The following is a 14694-nucleotide window of genomic DNA, read 5'->3' on the forward strand; positions in this document are numbered from 1 at the left end:
CTGTTCTGCCGTCCACTTTTTATCATTTTGCCGATTTTCCAGCTGATGATATTTTTCTCTGATTTACAGAGAATGTTGTATAATTTTATCTAAATCATTCTGATCCATTTATATTTTATTTTTGAAATGATTGTCTGAATCCGTTTGGAGTCAATCCGGTTTTATTTTTAAATAATTTACTGAAAGACTGAGGATGCTCAAAACCCAACTGATAAGCTGTTTCCGAGACTGAAAACTGTTCACTGGACAAATAATCTTTTGCCTTTTCAATCAACTTATCATGAATATGGTGCTGTGCATTTTGCCCAGTGTGCAGACGGAGCATATCGCTTAAATACCTTGCGGTAAGATTCAGTTCAGAAGCCAGGTATTCTACTGTGGGAAGGCCTTGAAGGCTTTTCTCCTCTTTAAAATAATCATCCAGGATTTTTTCCATTTTTGTGACCAGATCATTATTCACCACTTTTCTGGTGGTAAACTGCCGGTTGTAAAACCGGTTGCTGTAGGTGAGCAGCAATTCAATCTGTGAAATAATAACGTCCTGGCTGAATGGGTCGATCCGCTCATCCAGCTCTCCCTGGATATTAACAAAAACAGACAGGACAGTCCTTTTTTCTTTTTCCGAAAGATAAAGCGCTTCTGCAGTGGAATAGGAAAAAAAACCGTATTTTTTTATTTTCCGGATTAAAGGATACGGCTGCAGAAAATCAGGGTGAATGTGAAGAGACAATCCGCTGTAATCGGCTTCTTCTTCATTCATTTTAAGAATCTGGCCGGGAGAGACGAAAGACATCCCACCTTCCTCAAAATCGTAATATCCCTGTCCGTACCTTATCTTTCCGTTAAATTTTGTCTTAAATGAAATTTTATAAAAATCCAGCTTAATCCCGTTTTTAAAATCTTCCGGATCAAAGACAGCTTCCCCGTAATTGATAATGCTGATCAAAGGATGCAATGGCGCAGATTGCCCCATCGCCTGATGCAGCGCGGACAATGATCTGAAATGTAGCGGGGATTTTGCTGTTTTCATACCGTAAATATAATACAGATTTGTGACAACTGTCTGGCAGGAGGAATTAATTATACATTGGAAGCCTGATTTTAAATATGCAGTGTGTTATTTATAAAACATAAATTCACCTTTCACTTTCTGCACATAATTTTCAATCCCGATTTTATTCCTCTCATCATATAAAGCATTGGCATCTTTTCCGGCAATGTACCTTAACTGTAGCTTTCCGTCGGTGGCCGCTCCAAAAATAACGGCTGCAATATCTTCCGGTTTTGAGTAACCGGCCATCTGTTCCGGGCTGTACCCTTCCTGAACTTTTGAAATTAATTTCCCGTAAGATTCATGAAAAGCCCCATCCAGGGAACGTCCTGCAAAGTCAGTCTGAATGCCACCCGGAGCGACGACTTTTACCTTTATCCCAAACTGTGCCAATTCGTACCCCAGACTCTCTGAAAATCCGTCAACTGCAAATTTTGTGGCACTGTAAACAGAACAGGCAGGAAAGCCCAGCAATCCGAAACTGGAAGTTATATTAATGAAAGTTCCTTCTTTCTTCTCCCTGAAATAGGGGATAAAGGCTCTTGTTACCCGGATTACTCCCATTAGATTCGTTTCAATCTGCTTACGGATCTGTTCATCTGTAAAAGCTTCCAAAGGACCGACTAACCCGTAGCCTGCGTTATTTAAAACTGCATCAACGGTATGACTTTCCAAAACCTCGGCAATTGTTTTTTCCAGCCCGCCTTTTTCCGAAACATCCAGTTTTAATACGGTTACATTTTCCAGTTGCGTAAGTTCTGTTTCATTTTCGGGATTTCGCATCGTTGCGATCACATTCCAGTCTTTTGACTGAAATAACTTTGCCGCCGTCTTTCCCAAACCTGATGACGCTCCTGTAATAAAAATTGTTTTCTGCATTGTAATTCTGTTTAAAATTGATAAGGCAAATGTCCTGAGAAACGTGAATTCCGGCGTAGCCTGATTGAGTTTGTATGTAGGCATTTTGACGAATATCAATTACAAAAAACCCGTATCCCGATCCTTTTGCGTATCTTAGTTCTCCATCAACACTAAAATAATCACTATGAAAAACCCACTTATCCCATGGCTTACATTTGTATTCATCTGCTGCGCAGCATCAATCCATGCCCAGAAAATCTCTGACGGAGAAACCGTCGATCTCAACGGAATGAAAGTCACGTTTAACATCACCAATAAAGAAAGCATACAAGCCGGCGGAAAAAATTTTGACCATTACAAAGTTTCGGCATCTGTAAAAAATGTCTCTGATAAGTCTTATAACATACGGTTATCTTCTTTTCCGCAAATTGTTACCAATACCAATATTGCAGAGCTTGACTGTATTAATGCTACCGGCGCGAAGCTGACTTCTAAAAAAATCCAGCTGAAAATGAAAGCACAGATGATCAATGTTTCTTATTCCGCATATGACAAATCGGGGAAACTTACCTCATACACCCTGCCTGTAACCGGGAGTTATTATTTTGATGCAGGAGATACCATTAGTGATGATGCTATTTTTATCGTTCCGCAGGGAGAAAAACCTGATGTGAGCGTGAGAAATCTCAGATAACAAAAAAATCCCCCGAAAAACTTCCGGAGGATTTTTGCTAATGTAAGTGAAAGTTAGTGCATCGCTTCACTCAAATCAATCTTTTCTTTGCTTTTCCTTTCTCTGATAAACAGGATAAACGGTATGCAGACCAGGAAAATTACGCCCAGATAAAGGAATACATCCATGTAAGACAGAACCGTTGCCTGTTTGGTCACGGATAAATCCAGGATTTTATAAGCAGCATTCATGGCATTTTCAGGCGTCATCCCTTTGGCCATAAAACTTGCTTTCAGTCCGTTCAGCCTCTGCTGGACGGCAAAATCGGTTTCGTCAAGATGGGAAATCAGGTTCAGCCTGTATTTCTGGCTGGCATTGGCGATAAACGTGGTAATGGCCGCAATACCAAATGAACCTCCGAGCTGTCTCATCATCCCGGTAAAGGCTGCTCCCTGACCAATTTCCTGGCCTTTCAGCGTACTTAAGGAAAGTGAGGTAATCGGGATAAACAAAAGCCCCAGACCGGCACCCCGCACAATCAGCATCCAGAAGAACGCATCTTTACTGGTATCCGGTGTCAGGATTTTATAGCCCCAGAAACTGTAAATGAAGAAGATAAACAGTCCTAAGGAAACAAGAATCTGCTGTTTTGCACCTTTTGAAAGCAGCCTCCCGATAATAGGCATCATGAAAGCCGTCGTCAGTGCAGCGGGGATCATCAGGGCTCCTGACTGAAGTGCCGTCCAGCCCAGGATACTCTGCGTATACAGCGGAACAATAAATGTGGAGCCGTATAAACCGAACCCGAGAACAAATGACATAATTGTCCCGATTCTTAAGTTCCCGTTCTTGAGTACGCGGAGTTCCACAATGGGATATTTGAAGGTAAGCTCGCGCCACAGGAACAAGATAAACCCTAACACTGCGGAAGTGGTGAAGGTAACGATCATGCCGCTTTCAAACCAGTCTTCTTCATGTCCTCTTTCCAGGATGAACTGTAGTGAGCCTACTGTAATCGCCAGTAAGGCAATCCCGATCCAGTCTACATCCGAAGCCTTCCGTTTTTCTGCATATTTCGGGCTTTTCACAAACTGTAAGGTCATTAAAGTCGCTGCAATCCCAATCGGGATATTGATATAAAAAATATACGGCCAGCTGAAATTATCAACAATATACCCTCCCAACGGCGGACCTAAAGTAGGGCCGATGATAACCCCGAGGCCGTAAATGGCCTGGGCCATGCTTCTTTTTTCAATCGGGTAAGATTCCGTAATAATCGTCTGTGAAGTTACCAGCAGTGCTCCCCCGCCGATTCCCTGCATGAGGCGGAAAAATACCAGTTCCCAGATATTCGTCGCATTTCCGCACAGGAAGGAAAATATGGTAAATATAACAATGGAAGCCGCGAAATAGTTTCTCCTCCCGAACTGCTGCGAAAGCCAGCTCGTCATCGGCACCACGATTACGTTACCGATTGCGTATGCCGTGATTACCCAGCCTACCTCTGAAAGTGTGGCTCCAAGATTCCCCTTCATCTCGTTCAGGGCCACATTGACGATGGTGGAGTCTACAATTTCAAGCAAAGCACAAAGGATAGCCGTAATCGTAATGATGACTCTCCGTGCTCCGTATTCTACTAATGAATCTTGCATAGTTTTAATGTAAAATGTACTGATATAAAATGTATTGATGAATTAACAGGGAGATTCCAGATAGGAGACTATAACCTAAAATCATGAATACATATTACATAATACCTATTTTTATTTAAGAGAAACTTCCGCTTTCACGTTCATTCCTGTTCTTAATCTTTTTGCAACGTTATTATCAAGGTTCACAAAATCGATTTTTACAGGAAGCCTCTGAACTACTTTCACGAAGTTACCGCTTGCATTATCCGGAGGAAGGATAGAAAACGTAGCCCCTGTTGCAGGCGAGAATGAGCTTACCACTCCTTCAAATTCCCTGTCCGGGAAGGCATCGATTTCAATTTTCACTTTCTGCCCTTCCACCATTTTATCCACTTGGGTTTCCTTAAAGTTGGCCACTACCCATTTTTGGTCGTTTTTAACCAGGGCAAACAATTGCGATCCGGCCTGAAGGTACTGCCCGGCCTGGATCGGAACTTTTCCTACGTATCCGTCTTCAGAAGCAACAATTACGGTATATGACAGATTCAACCTTGCATTTTCCACGTCTACTTCCCTCTGCTTGGCCACTGATCCGGCAACGCTGATCTGCTGTGAGCTGGCGGCTGTCTGGGAAGAAGCAATATTGGTCTGCTGGGCAATCTGGTTCCTCTGGTCCACTAAAACCTGCAGCTGTCTGTCGGCCGTCTGTTTGGCTGCCAAAGCTTGTTCATACTGCTGTTCCGTAATGGAGTGGTCTTTCACCAGATTCGCATATCTTTTTAAATCCTGAGAGGTTTTCCAGACGTTTACTTTAGCCGCCTCGATCTGTGCATTGGCCGTGGTAACCGCCGCCTGGGAAGACCCTATATTTTTAGAAGTTGCCGTAGTGGAAGCTTCTGCGTTGGAAATATTGCTTTTTGCCGTTGTCAAAGCAGCTTCAGCCTGCTGAAGGGCCATTTTCTGATCCCTGTTATCCAGAATAACCAGTGTATCCCCTTTTTTCACCAATTGGTTATCTTTTACTTTTACCTGCATAACATAGCCTGAAATTTTAGAAATGACCGGTGACATATTGGATGTAATCTGGGCATCGTCAGTTTCTTCATGAACCTGCCCGTAGGTATAGGCATTGTATCCGTAAATTCCTCCTCCGATTAAAACAACCGCCAGGATAATCGGAAAAACCAGGCTTTTCTTCTTTTTAGGTTCAGCCGCTTGTGTAGTATTATTTTCCATTTTGGGTATCGTTCTTATTTTTTTATTTGATTGTTAAAGTTCCTGTTGTCTGTAATAGTTTTCTGTAGGCCAGCGAGGCGTCTGCCTTTGCATTGATTACGCCTACATTGGCAGCAATCTGTGCCGCATCTGCATCCAATAATTCGGTCATGGTGGCAAGGCCGTTGTCATATTTATTTTTGGTAATCCTGTAATTCTCGTTTGCCTGTTCTGCTGATTTTTCGAAAACAGCGATTCTTTTTTTGGAGTAATCCGTATTCTGGTATTCCCTGTTTACGTCAAGCTTAATGTTATCATTCAGCAGTTCATTGTTGGCGGACAGCTGCATTTCCCTTGCCTGCGACTGTCTGAGTGAAGAGTTTTCTTTCCAGAGATTGGACAGGTTGTATGAAATTCCCACCCCGACGTTCACGGCATTGTAAATGGTTAAGAATTTAGGAATGTCTGCTGCCACATAGCCTCCCGTAAATGCAATGGAAGGCAGGTTTTCAGCTTTTGCGGATTTGGTTCCCAATGCCGCTGCCTGTCTCTGCTTTTCCAGAGCCTGGAGGTCTTTGCGGTTTTCCCGGGCGGTATTCAGGTAAAAATCAACTGCTTTTACTTCCTCTGCTTCTTCAATATAATTCTGGTCCACTTCAATTTCGGTGGCTTCAGGAAGGCCCAGCAATAAGTCCATATTGATATTGGCGATATTGTAATTATTTCTGGCTTCCAGCAGCTGCAGCTCGATATTCAAGGTCTGAAGATTTGCCTTTAACCGGTCATTTCTTGCAATTAACCCGTTATTTTCAAGTTTAAGGAAAGTCTCATCCCTTTTTTGGGAAGCAGAAAGGTTTTCCTCCAGTACCTTGATCGACTGATTGGCTTTGAAAAGATTGTTATAAGCCTGGGCAACATTGTAAGCAATGGAAATCTTGTCATTTTCCGTACTTAATCTGGAAGCTTCCACCAGGTATTTTGCAGATTCGATGCCATATTTTATCCTTCCCCCGCTGTATATCGGAACACTGATGTTAGCAGATCCGTAGGCTACCTGATGAACTTCAGGGCCGCCCTCGCCGGATACTCCGGGAAGCTTGAGATTGATATTCGGCTTCAGCGGAAGGTACAGATAGCTTCCCGAAACGGTTAGTTCCGGCAACTGTCTGTTTTTGGCTTCCAACAAGTCTGCCGTAGCCCCTTCGATGTTTGCGGCATCAATCTTAAGGCTTTTGCTGTTCCGGATGCCCAACTGTACGGCTTCATCAAGAGTAAGCATCTTTTTCTCCTGCGCATGCATGTTTGCAAAACCCGCAAAGAGGGCCAGTGCAATAACTGAGTTATTCATTCTCTTCATAACCTAAAAGGTCTTTTAATAAGTATTTTATGTGTGTATTAAGCTCTGTGTAGTATTTTTCTTCAAAAACATTTTCATCCTCCGTGTTATTCAGGAATTCCTTGTACATTTCCTTGGCGTTGGATGCATAAAACAAAGTCCCGCTCACCGTTGCATGAAGCAGGTAGACCGGCGGATTTTTCTTAAAGATACCTTTTTCCAGGCCGCTTTCCAATATTTTTGAATACATGGAAATGAATCCGATTTTCGTTTGTTTAAGGAATTCCACAATCTGGGGGTTCTGGGTATGAAGCTGTTCCCGCTGCATAATCCTGTAGAAACATTTATGATGCCTTATCCTTCCGGCAAACTGGTCGACTATTTTGTCCACTTTTTCCCATTCATTAAGATCCGTCCTCTCTATGATATCTTTTGAAAAAAACTGCCCTTCATTCATCCTGTATTCCACCAGTTTTTCATAAAGTTTCTCTTTGGAACCGAAATAATAAGAGATCATAGAAATATTCACATTGGCGGCTCTGGCAATTTCCCGGGTCGAGGTTCCTTCAAAACCATTTTCGGCAAAAAGCTTTTCAGCAGCAAATAATATATTTTCTTCTTTTGAAATCATTTTCTTGTACGCTCATTTTTTCAGAGAGCAAATTTACAACAGATTTTACATAAATCAAACGATTGATTGATTTTTAATTAAAATTTAATTTTTTTTTAATAAATATCTTTATGATACTGAATAACAGGGCCTGCTGTATTTATTTTTGATAAAGAAAAAATCAGCTGTTACTGAAAAAAGATTGAAACTGATTAAAGGAAAAGTTCCGGCACTGTAATATTTAAATCTCTTAAAGTTTGATTTTCCAGATATATTCCCGCTGATTCTTCAGATGCAGCAGATAAAATAAATGCACATAAAGATCCGTAGGATCCTCATCATCTATGGGAAATAACTTTAAACAGATCAGTCTTAAAGATATCGGGAATACAGTTAAAACGGAACAGGATGTGTTTACCGTGTTTTCAGAGAAAAAAAAGAAAACCTGCAAAACCGATCAGTTGTCGGTTATGACATCAAAAACATAGAGTCCTGACAAATCTCTAAAATATTTTGAAAGGCATGGGAATAAAAATAAATTTTACCATTGATCAACCTGCGGCAGCTTTAATATTCCTGCTGATTTTCTGAACCCTTTATGAATTTTTATGGATATACCTTGATAACTTGATTCCCAGGTCGGTCCAGATGATCTTAGGATTTCCGTTTCTCGTCAGGTGCAGATCCGCTGTGCTTATTTCTTCCAGGATGCTTTCAATATTGGCTCCGCTGATGAATTTTGAAAAGCCGGCCCAGTTGAAGCCGTTGGCATCGATCTTTTTGTAGACCAGACCTTCAGACTGATAATTCTGCAGCAGAGCAAGCCTGAAAATCTCTGAGCAGTAGTTTAAAAACGATTTTTGCTTCTCGCGGTTCCATCCGGCGATTTCCCTAGCCCATAAAATGATATTTTTTAAGAACGCGGGCTTTTTTTTCACCATGAAGGCATCACGCACCCACTGGATAAAAAGCTTCTCGAATTCATCACTCTTATTCCCGGATTTTAAAAACCGGATGGCATCATTCAGGTTTCCCTGAGCCTGATGGATAATCTCACCCAAAGCCACATCGGGAACATTAAAGTTTTTTTTAAGATACGCTTCTATGTCTTCATCATCAATCCTGGGAACTCCCACGATCTGCGTCCTGGAAAGAATGGTCGGGAGCATGTCATTGGTAGATTCGGCGGTTAAAAGGATGACTGTTTTCGCAGGAGGTTCTTCTAAAAATTTCAGGAATTTATTGGAGGCTGCCGTATTCATTTTATCGGCTCTCCAGACAATAAGGATCTTGGTTCCGCCTTCAAAGCTTTTCAGAGCGAACTTCTGGTTCTGGTCATCAATTTCATCGGCAGAGATGAAAAGCTGTTTGTTTTCCGACTCCAGGAAAGCAGTCCAGTCGTGATAGCTGGCGTAAGGAAAATTTAAGACCATTTCCCTGAAATCCTCAAATTTACTTTTGCTTAAGGAATTTTTGTTATCCGTAAAAACCGGAAAGCTGAAATGTAAATCCAGATGGTTCAGGTGTTCCACTTTTGAGGCCGCCTGTTCATTCTCGCGGCTCAGTACTTCCTTTGCATAGGCCAGAACCACGGGCAGTGTACCGTAGCCTTCCTTTCCTACAAAAAGCTGGGCATGGCTTACCCTGTTTTCGGCAATACTTTCCTTCAGAAGTTTTTTCAGATTTTCCTGTCCGGCTATGTTCTCCCAATTCATGGTTCAAAGATAAAGAAATTTGTGAAAGCTGAAGTTTGCGGAATATGAATTTTACATGGAAGGAAAACTGCATTTTTACGGATCGGGCTAAAAGTCAACAAACCGTCAGCAGCCGGATATTTTCATGTAAATCACTGTAAGCAAAGCGGATTGATAATCAGCCTGTAGCTATATTTCACCCTTAACAAACTTTAACCTCTTATAATTTTTACAATTCATTAATATTTAAGATATTTGCGCATTATTTTAAAAATAAAGAATGAAAAAAATCTTTGTACTATCATTTATATCAGTTGGGTATTTCCTTAATGCGCAGAATATAAGCAATTCACCATACGCGACTTACGGAATCGGGGATGTAAAATATGATAATACGATTGAAACCACCTCAATGGGAGGTATATCAACTGCTTTTATAAGTGATTTTACAAGTAATTTCAACTTTGCAAACCCTGCAAACAATGCTAATTTCGACCTTACCAGCATCAAATTGGAAGCAACGAATGAAAACAATTACTTTAAGACCGATTATAACAATACGAAGTCTACCAAACATTCTACGTATTTATCCAATATTTCACTGGCATTCCCTCTGTCTCCGAAGCTGAAAATGGGTCTTTCCTATCAGCCGTACAGCTCAAAGAGCTATGAGATTGTACATACGGATGAGCTTAGAGATGAAAGTGGCGTATTGTATGCTAACAGATTCAACAGGTTCAGAGGAAGCGGAACAATAAACACCGCCCAGATTGCTCTAGGCTATAAAGTAAATGATAAACTGGCAGTCGGTGCCAGAGCCAATTACTATTTCGGAAATCTGTATGACCTTAATGAACTGGCACAATCAGATGCCGAACTGATCAACGGATACGAAACCAAAAACAGCATCAGGAATTTTAATTTTACATTAGGTGCAAGCTACCAGAACCTGAATACCAGCACAGACAGAAAGTTCACGATGGGTGCTACCACCACATTCGGGAATACGAGTAACATGACTACCGATTATGTAAACAGCACGTATTTCTATGCGGATGCAGCACAGACGACCAAAAGCAATGAAAGCGTCATCGAGCGGCAAAGCACAAGTTCTAAAAGCCTTTTGCCTCTGCAGGCTTCCATTGGTGTAGGATACGGTGAAGAAAACAACTGGTTCTTATCTGTACAGGGAGATTATAAGAAAGGAGAAAGCATTGCTTATTTCGGTAATACTTTAGATCTCCAGGATTCTTACAGGATTTCTGCCGGAGGATGGTATTTACCGAATTATAATAACTTCAGGAACTATTTGTCAAGAATCGTTTACCGGTACGGTGCTTTCTATGAAAAAGGAAGCTTAAAGCTGGCCGGACAGAGCATCAATAAATTCGGGATTTCCGGAGGTGTGCTTCTGCCGTTTAAAACCAGCAGCATTACAAGGATGAGCGGACTTGAAATCGGTGTTGAACTGGGAAAAAGAGGGACGCTTAAAAACAACCTGATTAATCAGAACTACATCAACCTGAAAGTCGGCTTTAATTTTGCGGATAAGTGGTTCAGAAAGACTTTATATAACTAAGATGTTGTTTTTCAGAAACATATCATTATCATATCAAAAAAATATAGCATGCCTTTTTAGTTGTGCTATATTTTTTATCATTACTTCCTGTGAGGAAGACCTTACCAAAAATGCAGGCAAACAGAGTAAAAATTTCCCTTCGCAGATCATCAATAACGCCAATATTATCCAGAGGGATTCCGGTTTTGTCACCATGCGGGCCAAAGCACCGATTATTGAAAAATATGAGCTGATCGACAGCCCGTACACTGTAGCTAAAAGAGGAATCGATATTCAGTTTTTTGACAAGAAGAAACCGAAAGTTCCCGGAACCATCAAAGCGAAATATGCAAAGTTTTACGATTACAAGCAATTTTACGAAGCCCGCGGCAATGTGCGGATTACTACGAATGAAAACCAGCGGTTTGCCATGCAGAGCGTTTTCTGGGACCAGCGTAAAAAACGGATCTACACCAAAGATACGGTTTATGTAACCATGGAAGACGGCTCCACGCTGATCGGTGCCCACGGAATGACGGCAAAAGACGATTTCTCGGAGTATGTGTTCTACCAGAATTCCGGAGACTTCACCACCAACAAATTATCTGAAAACAAGAAATAATTCTGTTTATGACCTTCCATGCAATCGGGCTGATGTCCGGAACAAGTTTAGACGGTCTGGATATCTGCTTTGCCAGGTTTGGGAAAGAAGGTGCGTCATGGAATTTCGAGATTATAAAAGCCGAAACCCTTCCCTATCCTGCTGAGTGGGAAAAAAAGCTGAGAGGTTCCATCCATCTTTCGGCGGAACAGCTTTTGGAGCTGCATTCGGAATATGGCTTCTATCTGGGGCAGGCAGTAAATACCTTTATTAAAAAATACCGGATCCGGCACATAGATCTTATTGCTTCACACGGCCATACCGTTTTTCACCAGCCGAAAAGAAAATTCACCTTACAGATCGGCGACGGAAGAGCCGTTAAATTAGAAACCGGCCTGCCTGTTATCTATGATTTCAGAAGCCAGGATGTGCTGATGGGCGGAAACGGCGCGCCGTTGGTGCCGATTGGCGACCAGCTGCTGTTCTCCCGGTATGATGCCTGCCTGAATCTCGGCGGGTTTTCCAATATTTCTTTAAATATCAATGATCAGAGGATTGCTTTTGATATTGCTCCGGTGAATATTGTACTGAACCTGCTGGCAAAGGCTCTGGGTAAAAGTTTCGATGAAAACGGTGACCTGGCCAGATCCGGAAATATTGACAAAAAATTATTAACGCAATTGAATGCCCTTCCTTTCTACCGGCAGCCTCATCCCAAATCCTTAGGTATTGAATGGTGCAATGAACATATTTTCCCTTTACTGGAAAACATTGAAATACCTGATGCACTGGCCACTTTTACGGAACATGCTGCCGTACAGATTGCAGATGTTTTTAACAGGTACAGGCTGAAAGACGTATTATTTACCGGGGGCGGAACCTACAACCGTTATTTAATTGAAAAAATAAGATCCCGGACAGCCACTGAAATTATTATTCCCGGAACACAGATCATTGAGTATAAAGAAGCCCTGATATTTGCTTTGATGGGTGTTTTAAAGCTGAATAGTGAAATCAATGTGCTTTCTTCTGCAACCGGAAGCCTGCATGACCACAGCTCAGGCGTTACTGCATAAAAAAAACCTTCAGTGCTGAAGGTTTGCGGTATTATTTATAAGCTTCGATCTTATCCGTTAAGGTATTGATAAAGTTCTGGAGCGGCTTTTCCACCATCATTTTGATAAACGGATTGAACTTCCCTTCAAAAAGCATCTGTACTTCCGTCTGGTTTTCGCTAAGCGGCTTTATTGTGGCCGTCAATGAAAAGTCAAGGCTTGAACTTGCTGATGTCAAAACGGCCTTTTCATCAGTGACCTCATCTATTTTTAAAGCAATTTCCGGCATTCCCTGTAATCCGAATTTAAATCCGTCTTCTCTTGTTTCAAACTTCTGAAGACCGTCCGGCATGAAATTTTTATAGTTTTCCGGGGATTTCAGGAGTTCTACCAATTCTTTAGATGATTTATTGACAATAATCTTTCGTCCTTCTAAATTCATTTTTTATTTTTGTATTTAAATTCTTAATTATTACAAATGTATAAAGTTTTTGTGAACGAAAAAAAATTATTACTGTCTAAGCAGTCTGAAAATCTCGAAAAGACGATTGGATATGAAAACGCCATGACTTTAGAGATTGCGCTGGACCTGCTTGAAAATACATCTGTAAAAGAATTAAATGTATTCGGAGAGGACATTGACGGGATCTGGGCAGAGTTCCGGAGCCTTTTCAGGATTATCGAAGCTGCCGGCGGCGTGGTGAACAACCCTGACGGTGAAACGCTTTTCATCAAGAGACTGGGGAAATGGGACCTTCCGAAAGGCAAAATGGAAAAAGGCGAATCCCGCGAAGAATCTGCCGTGAGGGAAATTGAGGAAGAGACAGGGCTCCGTGATGTGGAACTGGTCCGGTTCATCAATACTACTTTTCACATTTATGTAGAAAGAAACGGTGACAAAGTCCTGAAATGCACGCACTGGTTTGAAATGAATTTCAGCGGCGAGGATACTTCAAAACCGCAGACTGAAGAAGGGATTACCGAAGTGGCCTGGAAAAACACTGCTCAGATTGAAGATGAAGTATTTCCAAGCACGTTTAAAAACATCAAACTGATCATCAAAGAATTCTGGGATACCCGGAAAACTAAATAAAATCGATTGATTTTTCCAAAGCAATCCCTCTGGAACCTTTCAATAAAATATTTTCAGAACGGATGCCATTCAGCTTCAGGTATTCTGTCAGCTCCGCTGTACTTTCAAAAGCGGTTGCTGATGAATTGGTCTGCCTGAAGTTTTTTCCGACCGTAATAATCTGGTTAAAACCGAGCCCTCTGGCATAATTAAGAATGTTCTCGTGCTCTTTTCCGCTTTCTTCCCCAAGCTCAAGCATATCACCGATAATAATGGTTTTTGAGCCTTCGAAAGTGATAAAGTTATCCAGTGAAGCAATCATTGAACTGGGATTGGCATTATAAGTATCCAATACCAAGGTACGCCCTTCTTTTTTCACCACCTGGGAGCGCATATTGGTTGGCGTATAGTGTTCAATGGCTTTTTTAATGTTTTCAAAATCAATTCCGAAGTGGAGGCCCAGGCTTGCTGCTGCACAGAGATTGGTAAAGTTGTATTCGCCGGTCAGCTTTGATACGGCTTTTATATCCTGATATTCCAGCCCTACAAAATGATCCTCCGAAACCAGTTCAAACCGGTAATCCGAAGTGTCTTTCCCGAAAGTAACCGTCGGGGAATAGCCTTTTGTTTTTTCTGCCTGCACCGGGTCATTTTCATTGACAACAATGGTCCGCTGGTGGCTAATGAGATAGTCATACAGTTCGGATTTCCCCTTTATAACCCCTTCAAATCCGCCGAAGCCTTCCAGGTGTGCTTTCCCGAAATTGGTAATGTACCCGAAATCCGGCTGTGAAATGGAACAGAGCAGTTCAATTTCCCTCTGATGGTTGGCTCCCATTTCAATAACGGCCATCTCATGTCCGGACCTGATGGAAAGAATGGTCAGGGGAACCCCGATATGGTTATTCAGATTTCCTGAGGTATACTGGACACTGAATTTTTCAGACAAAACTGCATGAATCAATTCTTTGGTTGTGGTTTTTCCGTTGCTTCCGGTAAGCCCGATCACAGGAATCTGAAGCTGCTTTCTGTGATAAACCGCAAGTTCCTGAAGAAACTCCAAGGTGGACCGGACATAGAAGATATTTTCAGCCGTATTTTCAAAATCCTGATGCTCTACAATTACAGCCAGGGCCCCTTTGGATATAGCTTCATCCGCAAACGCAGCAGCATTGAAATTATCGCCTGAAAAGGCAAAAAAGATATCGTTTTTTTCAATTTTCCTGCTGTCTATCGTTATGTTTCCGGATTGTAAAAACAAAGGGTAAAACTGTTCTGTATTCATGGGTCAAAAATAAAAAAACCTTCCAGAATTCCGGAAGGTTTTTGAAAATTAT

Annotated in this window: 14 protein-coding genes; 5 read left to right on the forward strand and 9 right to left on the reverse strand. The window is 41.6% G+C overall.

Annotated features, from left to right (window positions below; translation table 11 throughout):
- Nucleotides 1-115: 115 nt before the first annotated feature.
- Nucleotides 116-1030, reverse strand: a complete 915-nt coding sequence (locus SD427_RS13160; RefSeq protein WP_320558265.1) for a helix-turn-helix transcriptional regulator — start codon at nucleotides 1028-1030, stop codon at nucleotides 116-118.
- Nucleotides 1031-1117: 87 nt separating this feature from the next.
- Nucleotides 1118-1930, reverse strand: coding sequence for an SDR family oxidoreductase (locus SD427_RS13165; RefSeq protein WP_320558266.1), 813 nt, complete (start codon nucleotides 1928-1930; stop codon nucleotides 1118-1120).
- Between the two features lie 166 nt (nucleotides 1931-2096).
- On the opposite strand from SD427_RS13165, the gene SD427_RS13170 reads away from it, so the two are divergent.
- Entirely contained in the window at nucleotides 2097-2606 is a 510-nt protein-coding gene (locus SD427_RS13170; RefSeq protein ID WP_320558267.1) for a hypothetical protein, read from the forward strand.
- 53 nt (nucleotides 2607-2659) lie between these two features.
- Here SD427_RS13170 and SD427_RS13175 read toward each other — a convergent pair whose 3' ends face one another.
- The 5 genes from SD427_RS13175 to SD427_RS13195 form a co-directional block, all read right to left on the reverse strand.
- Nucleotides 2660-4237 (reverse strand): DHA2 family efflux MFS transporter permease subunit, encoded by a 1578-nt coding sequence (locus tag SD427_RS13175; RefSeq protein WP_320558268.1) that lies wholly within the window; start codon nucleotides 4235-4237, stop codon nucleotides 2660-2662.
- Nucleotides 4238-4348: 111 nt separating this feature from the next.
- Entirely contained in the window at nucleotides 4349-5452 is a 1104-nt protein-coding gene (locus SD427_RS13180; RefSeq protein ID WP_320558269.1) for an HlyD family secretion protein, read from the reverse strand.
- A 22-nt stretch (nucleotides 5453-5474) separates the two neighbouring features.
- Nucleotides 5475-6788 carry a TolC family protein gene (locus tag SD427_RS13185; RefSeq protein ID WP_320558270.1) on the reverse strand — a complete coding sequence of 438 codons (1314 nt, stop codon included), beginning with the start codon at nucleotides 6786-6788 and terminating at the stop codon, nucleotides 5475-5477.
- Nucleotides 6772-7398 carry a TetR/AcrR family transcriptional regulator gene (locus tag SD427_RS13190; RefSeq protein ID WP_320558271.1) on the reverse strand — a complete coding sequence of 209 codons (627 nt, stop codon included), beginning with the start codon at nucleotides 7396-7398 and terminating at the stop codon, nucleotides 6772-6774. The genes SD427_RS13185 and SD427_RS13190 overlap by 17 nt, the downstream gene beginning before the upstream one ends.
- A 575-nt stretch (nucleotides 7399-7973) precedes the next feature.
- Entirely contained in the window at nucleotides 7974-9092 is a 1119-nt protein-coding gene (locus SD427_RS13195; RefSeq protein WP_320558272.1) for a DNA polymerase III subunit delta', read from the reverse strand.
- 259 nt (nucleotides 9093-9351) lie between these two features.
- On the opposite strand from SD427_RS13195, the gene SD427_RS13200 reads away from it, so the two are divergent.
- The 3 genes from SD427_RS13200 to SD427_RS13210 are packed head-to-tail and all read left to right on the forward strand — an operon-like array spanning nucleotide 9352 to nucleotide 12306.
- Entirely contained in the window at nucleotides 9352-10650 is a 1299-nt protein-coding gene (locus SD427_RS13200; RefSeq protein ID WP_320558273.1) for a hypothetical protein, read from the forward strand.
- A 1-nt stretch (nucleotide 10651) separates the two neighbouring features.
- Nucleotides 10652-11251 carry an LPS export ABC transporter periplasmic protein LptC gene (lptC, locus tag SD427_RS13205; protein ID WP_320558274.1) on the forward strand — a complete coding sequence of 200 codons (600 nt, stop codon included), beginning with the start codon at nucleotides 10652-10654 and terminating at the stop codon, nucleotides 11249-11251.
- Between the two features lie 8 nt (nucleotides 11252-11259).
- Nucleotides 11260-12306, forward strand: coding sequence for an anhydro-N-acetylmuramic acid kinase (locus SD427_RS13210; RefSeq protein WP_320558275.1), 1047 nt, complete (start codon nucleotides 11260-11262; stop codon nucleotides 12304-12306).
- A 31-nt stretch (nucleotides 12307-12337) separates the two neighbouring features.
- On the opposite strand, the gene SD427_RS13215 is transcribed toward SD427_RS13210, so the two are convergent.
- The gene (locus SD427_RS13215) at nucleotides 12338-12727 is read right to left on the reverse strand and encodes an SRPBCC family protein (protein ID WP_320558276.1); all 390 of its coding nucleotides are present in this window, start codon (nucleotides 12725-12727) and stop codon (nucleotides 12338-12340) included.
- Between the two features lie 36 nt (nucleotides 12728-12763).
- Here SD427_RS13215 and SD427_RS13220 point away from each other — a divergent pair, with 36 nt between their 5' ends.
- Nucleotides 12764-13378, forward strand: coding sequence for an NUDIX hydrolase (locus SD427_RS13220; protein ID WP_320558277.1), 615 nt, complete (start codon nucleotides 12764-12766; stop codon nucleotides 13376-13378).
- On the opposite strand, the gene SD427_RS13225 is transcribed toward SD427_RS13220, so the two are convergent.
- On the reverse strand, nucleotides 13371-14642 hold the full coding sequence (locus SD427_RS13225; protein WP_320558278.1) for a UDP-N-acetylmuramoyl-tripeptide--D-alanyl-D-alanine ligase: 1272 nt from the start codon (nucleotides 14640-14642) through the stop codon (nucleotides 13371-13373). The genes SD427_RS13220 and SD427_RS13225 overlap by 8 nt on opposite strands.
- Nucleotides 14643-14694 lie beyond the last annotated feature (52 nt).

The sequence above is a fragment of the Chryseobacterium sp. JJR-5R genome, assembly GCF_034047335.1.
Lineage (GTDB): Bacteria > Bacteroidota > Bacteroidia > Flavobacteriales > Weeksellaceae > Chryseobacterium.

Excerpts from the sequence above, each read along its gene's own strand:
- SD427_RS13160 (WP_320558265.1), bottom strand. The coding sequence starts at position 1,030 with ATGAAAACAGCAAAATCCCCGCTACATTTCAGATCATTGTCCGCGCTG.
- SD427_RS13165 (WP_320558266.1), bottom strand. The coding sequence starts at position 1,930 with ATGCAGAAAACAATTTTTATTACAGGAGCGTCATCAGGTTTGGGAAAG.
- SD427_RS13170 (WP_320558267.1), top strand. The coding sequence starts at position 2,097 with ATGAAAAACCCACTTATCCCATGGCTTACATTTGTATTCATCTGCTGC.
- SD427_RS13175 (WP_320558268.1), bottom strand. The coding sequence starts at position 4,237 with ATGCAAGATTCATTAGTAGAATACGGAGCACGGAGAGTCATCATTACG.
- SD427_RS13180 (WP_320558269.1), bottom strand. The coding sequence starts at position 5,452 with ATGGAAAATAATACTACACAAGCGGCTGAACCTAAAAAGAAGAAAAGC.
- SD427_RS13185 (WP_320558270.1), bottom strand. The coding sequence starts at position 6,788 with ATGAAGAGAATGAATAACTCAGTTATTGCACTGGCCCTCTTTGCGGGT.
- SD427_RS13190 (WP_320558271.1), bottom strand. The coding sequence starts at position 7,398 with ATGATTTCAAAAGAAGAAAATATATTATTTGCTGCTGAAAAGCTTTTT.
- SD427_RS13195 (WP_320558272.1), bottom strand. The coding sequence starts at position 9,092 with ATGAATTGGGAGAACATAGCCGGACAGGAAAATCTGAAAAAACTTCTG.
- SD427_RS13200 (WP_320558273.1), top strand. The coding sequence starts at position 9,352 with ATGAAAAAAATCTTTGTACTATCATTTATATCAGTTGGGTATTTCCTT.
- lptC (WP_320558274.1), top strand. The coding sequence starts at position 10,652 with ATGTTGTTTTTCAGAAACATATCATTATCATATCAAAAAAATATAGCA.
- SD427_RS13210 (WP_320558275.1), top strand. The coding sequence starts at position 11,260 with ATGACCTTCCATGCAATCGGGCTGATGTCCGGAACAAGTTTAGACGGT.
- SD427_RS13215 (WP_320558276.1), bottom strand. The coding sequence starts at position 12,727 with ATGAATTTAGAAGGACGAAAGATTATTGTCAATAAATCATCTAAAGAA.
- SD427_RS13220 (WP_320558277.1), top strand. The coding sequence starts at position 12,764 with ATGTATAAAGTTTTTGTGAACGAAAAAAAATTATTACTGTCTAAGCAG.
- SD427_RS13225 (WP_320558278.1), bottom strand. The coding sequence starts at position 14,642 with ATGAATACAGAACAGTTTTACCCTTTGTTTTTACAATCCGGAAACATA.